The organism is Flavobacterium sp., from assembly GCF_036515215.1.
GTDB lineage: Bacteria > Bacteroidota > Bacteroidia > Flavobacteriales > Flavobacteriaceae > Flavobacterium.
Genome location: NZ_DATBVQ010000127.1, coordinates 1 through 3,545, shown reverse-complemented (window position 1 = coordinate 3,545; position 3,545 = coordinate 1). Strand labels below are relative to the sequence as shown.

The 3,545-nt window shown below is 36.9% G+C and carries 4 protein-coding genes; all 4 read left to right on the top strand.

Annotation, left to right across the window (positions count from 1 at the left end; genetic code table 11):
• Window positions 1-19 precede the first annotated feature (19 nt).
• A complete protein-coding gene (locus VIH09_RS13615; RefSeq protein WP_414656149.1) occupies window positions 20-202 on the top strand; it encodes an AbiH family protein in 183 nt (60 codons plus the stop codon).
• Between the two features lie 81 nt (window positions 203-283).
• Window positions 284-1,831 carry an IS21 family transposase gene (gene istA, locus VIH09_RS08920; protein ID WP_331580077.1) on the top strand — a complete coding sequence of 516 codons (1,548 nt, stop codon included), beginning with the start codon at window positions 284-286 and terminating at the stop codon, window positions 1,829-1,831.
• A gap of 17 nt (window positions 1,832-1,848) precedes the next feature.
• Complete coding sequence (gene istB, locus VIH09_RS08915; RefSeq protein WP_113667236.1) at window positions 1,849-2,586, top strand: IS21-like element helper ATPase IstB; 738 nt, start codon at window positions 1,849-1,851, stop codon at window positions 2,584-2,586.
• 83 nt (window positions 2,587-2,669) lie between these two features.
• On the top strand, window positions 2,670-3,545 hold an 876-nt coding region (locus VIH09_RS08910; RefSeq protein ID WP_331580068.1), incomplete at its 3' end, for a MauE/DoxX family redox-associated membrane protein.

The window sequence follows — 3,545 nt, the reverse complement described above, 5'->3', positions numbered from 1 at the left end:
GGAGAAGCACGACAATAATCTGAAACCACTTTTCGTAATCGGAAACGGCTTTGACCTGTTTAATGGTCTTCAAACAAGCTACAAATACTTTCACAATTATATTGGAAAAACCGGTCAAATTGACCACCCTATTCCAGTGCAAATTGACCACCAGTTTCGGAGCAAACTGACCACCACTTTCCAGTTCAAATTGACCACCTAATTTTGGGGTACAATTGATCATCAAAAACTACTAACTTTTTCATGTTGTTAGCACCATACATTCGTTAAAAAAATACGGATTATGGCAAACAAAATAACAGACATGAGTAAAATTAGAAAAGCAATTAAGTTCTACTGTAACGGAAAAAGTAAGTTATTCATAAGTAAGTACTTATCTCTTTCTAGAAATACGGTAAAGAAGTATATTTCTTTATTTGAAGTGCTAGGATTAAGTTTTGAAGTAATTAACGACAAAACAGATGCTGAGTTAGAACTTTTGTTCTCACACACTACCGTGGGATCAATCAGTCCCAAACTGCAGATTCTTTATGATTTTTTTCCTAAAATGGAACGCGAACTAAAAAAAGTTGGCGTTACCATACAGCACATGTGGGAGCAATATATTGCCCTAAATCCTAATGGTTACAGAAGCTCGCAATTTGGACATCATTATAAAACATGGAGCAAACGAGTCAATCCAGTGATGCACATGAATCACAAAGCAGGTGATAAAATGTATGTGGATTATGCTGGAAAAACACTCTCCATCATTGATAAAGACACGGGAGAAATTAAAGAAGTACAATTTTTTGTAGCCATATTAGGAGCCAGCCAATACACCTATGCCGAAGCTTCCATGAGCCAACAAAAGGAAGATTTTGTTACATCGGTAGAAAATGCTATGCGTTTTTTTGAAGGTACTCCTGCGGCAATTGTTCCGGATAATTTAAAATCTGCAGTGATAAAAAGCAGTCGTTTTGAACCAACAATCAATGAAACTTTAGCTGATTTAGCCGAGCATTACCAAACCACAATCTTGCCTGCCAGGGCTTACAAACCACGAGATAAGTCATTGGTTGAAGGAGCTGTCAAAATCTTGTATCGAAGGATTTATGTAAATCTAAAAGAAACTAAATTCTTTTCTCTGGAAGAATTAAACCAGCAAATATGGGATTTATTGGATGCTCATAATAGTCGAAAACTCACAGGACGTCCGTACTCTCGGATAGAATTATTTTTAGAAGATGAGCAACAAAAACTAAGTCCATTACCACAAGAACGTTTTGAAATCAAATACCAATCCTTTGCAACAGTGATGCAAAACGGACATGTTCAATTAAGTCAAGACAAAAATTACTACAGTGTTCCGTATCAATATGTCAAGAAAAAAGCGAAACTATTGTATACCAAATCAACGGTAGAGATCTATCACAAATACAATCGAATAGCCATTCATCCAAGGAATTACAAACCTTATATCTATACCACAACCCCGGAGCATTTAGCCAGCACGCATCAATTTGTAGCCCAGTGGAGTGCTGCCCGCTTCATTGATTGGGCCAGTAATATTGACGAGTCAGTAGGAGAATATATTATGCAAATAATCGAAAGTAGAAACCATCCTGAACAGGCTTATAAAAGTTGTTTGGGAATATTAAACTTCGAAAAAAAGGTAGGCAAAGAGCGATTAATAAATGCCTGTAAGCGGGCACTTGATTTTAAAATTTACAATTTTAAGACCATCCAAAATATTTTAGAAAACAACTTAGATCATATTGAATTTGAACAAGAACCTGAGCAGGAACTTCCAATTCATGCTAACATAAGAGGAAAACAGTATTATAATTAAATTAAAACACAGTAATCATGAATGAATCCACAGTAACAAAAATGAAACAAATGAAGCTTTACGGCATGCATAATGCCTTTAAAACAGCCATTGAAAGCGGGAAAACAGACCATTACACGCTCGATCAGTTTGTATCGATGCTTATTGATGCCGAATGGGATGAAAGGCACAATCGGCGTATTGCCCGCAGTATCACCAACGCCCGATTCCATTACAAGTCAAATATTGAAAGTATCAATTTTGACCAAACCCGTAATCTGGATCGAAATACCATACTGCGTCTGGCAGAATGTGAATTTGTCGAAAAAAATGAAAACATTTTAATCACGGGAAGTACTGGTGTAGGTAAAAGTTATTTAGGCACCGCATTAGGTTATCAAGCCTGTATCCAAGGTTTTAAAGTAAGTTATTTTAATACTTCGAAGCTGTTTGCTAAATTAAAAATGGCCAAAGCAGATGGTTCTTACCTGCGAGAATTGGCCAAAATTGAACGGCAAGATGTTATTATATTAGACGATTTTGGACTCCAAGCTTTGGATAGTAGTAACAGAATTACCCTTTTAGAGATCATTGAAGACAGGCATAATAACGGTTCTATTATTGTCACCTCACAAATCCCAGTGCAAGGCTGGTATGACATCATTGGAGAAAAAACCATAGCTGATGCTATTTTGGATAGGCTGATACATCAATCTCATCGACTCGAATTACATGGAGAATCTATGAGAAAAAAAAGAGGGATAAACAAAGGGTAATATTTAAGTATATTTGAATACTAATTAACAGATGAATAAGAGTAGTTTTTAATGAAAAATGGGGTGGTCATTTTGCTCCGGAATTGGGTGCTCATTTTGAATTGGAATCAGGTGCTCACTTTAAATTGGAATTGGGTGGTCAATATCACTGGAATTTGCACAGTATCTGCCTGCTGTATGTTTTATTGTTTGTTTATGCGGCAGTGAGTAAACTGCTGGATTTTGAGAATTTCAGGGTACAGTTGGGGCAATCGCCTTTGATTAGTTCTTTTGCGGGATGGCTTTCGTTGACGGTACCTTTAAGCGAACTGCTGATTGCCTTATCATTACTGATTCATAAAACGAGGATGTACGGTCTTTACTTGAGCTACTTCTTGATGGTTTTGTTTACGACCTACATTTTTATCATTCTCAATTACAGTGCATCTATTCCATGCTCTTGTGGAGGCGTTTTGGAACAGATGGGGTGGCAGGAACATCTCTGGTTTAATGTTTTCTTTATAGCTTTGGCAGTGGTGGGAATTATTCTAATGCAAAGGAAAGCGAAGTTATTAAAAACAATATTCGTCCTTTTTGTAGGTGCTTTTGTTGGAGTTATCAGTTTGGTAGTGCTCTATAAAGTTTCCCATACCATTACCAAGCACCACAATACGTTCATTCGAAATTTTCCCATGGCTTCTCGTAAGATTTCCGAAATGGATTTAAACTACAATAGTTATTATTTTGCAGGTGCAGCTGCCGATAAAGTCTATCTTGGAAACTCTACTGCACCACTTGAGGTGTTGGTTTTAGAAAAGGAGGGTTCAAGAAAAGAGCGTTTTCGTATTTCTTTTGATAGTATTGATTTGCCTTTTCGGGCTGTACAGGTTCGGGTACAACCTCCTTATTTTTATGCTTATGACGGCACGGTTTCCTGTTTGTATACGGGTTTGATTGCCAATTGGAAGGGTAATCTTCAA

Bases quoted from the DNA above. Each gene is read 5' to 3' on its own strand.
- istB (WP_113667236.1), top strand. From the start codon at position 1,849: ATGAATGAATCCACAGTAACAAAAATGAAACAAATGAAGCTTTACGGC.
- istA (WP_331580077.1), top strand. From the start codon at position 284: ATGGCAAACAAAATAACAGACATGAGTAAAATTAGAAAAGCAATTAAG.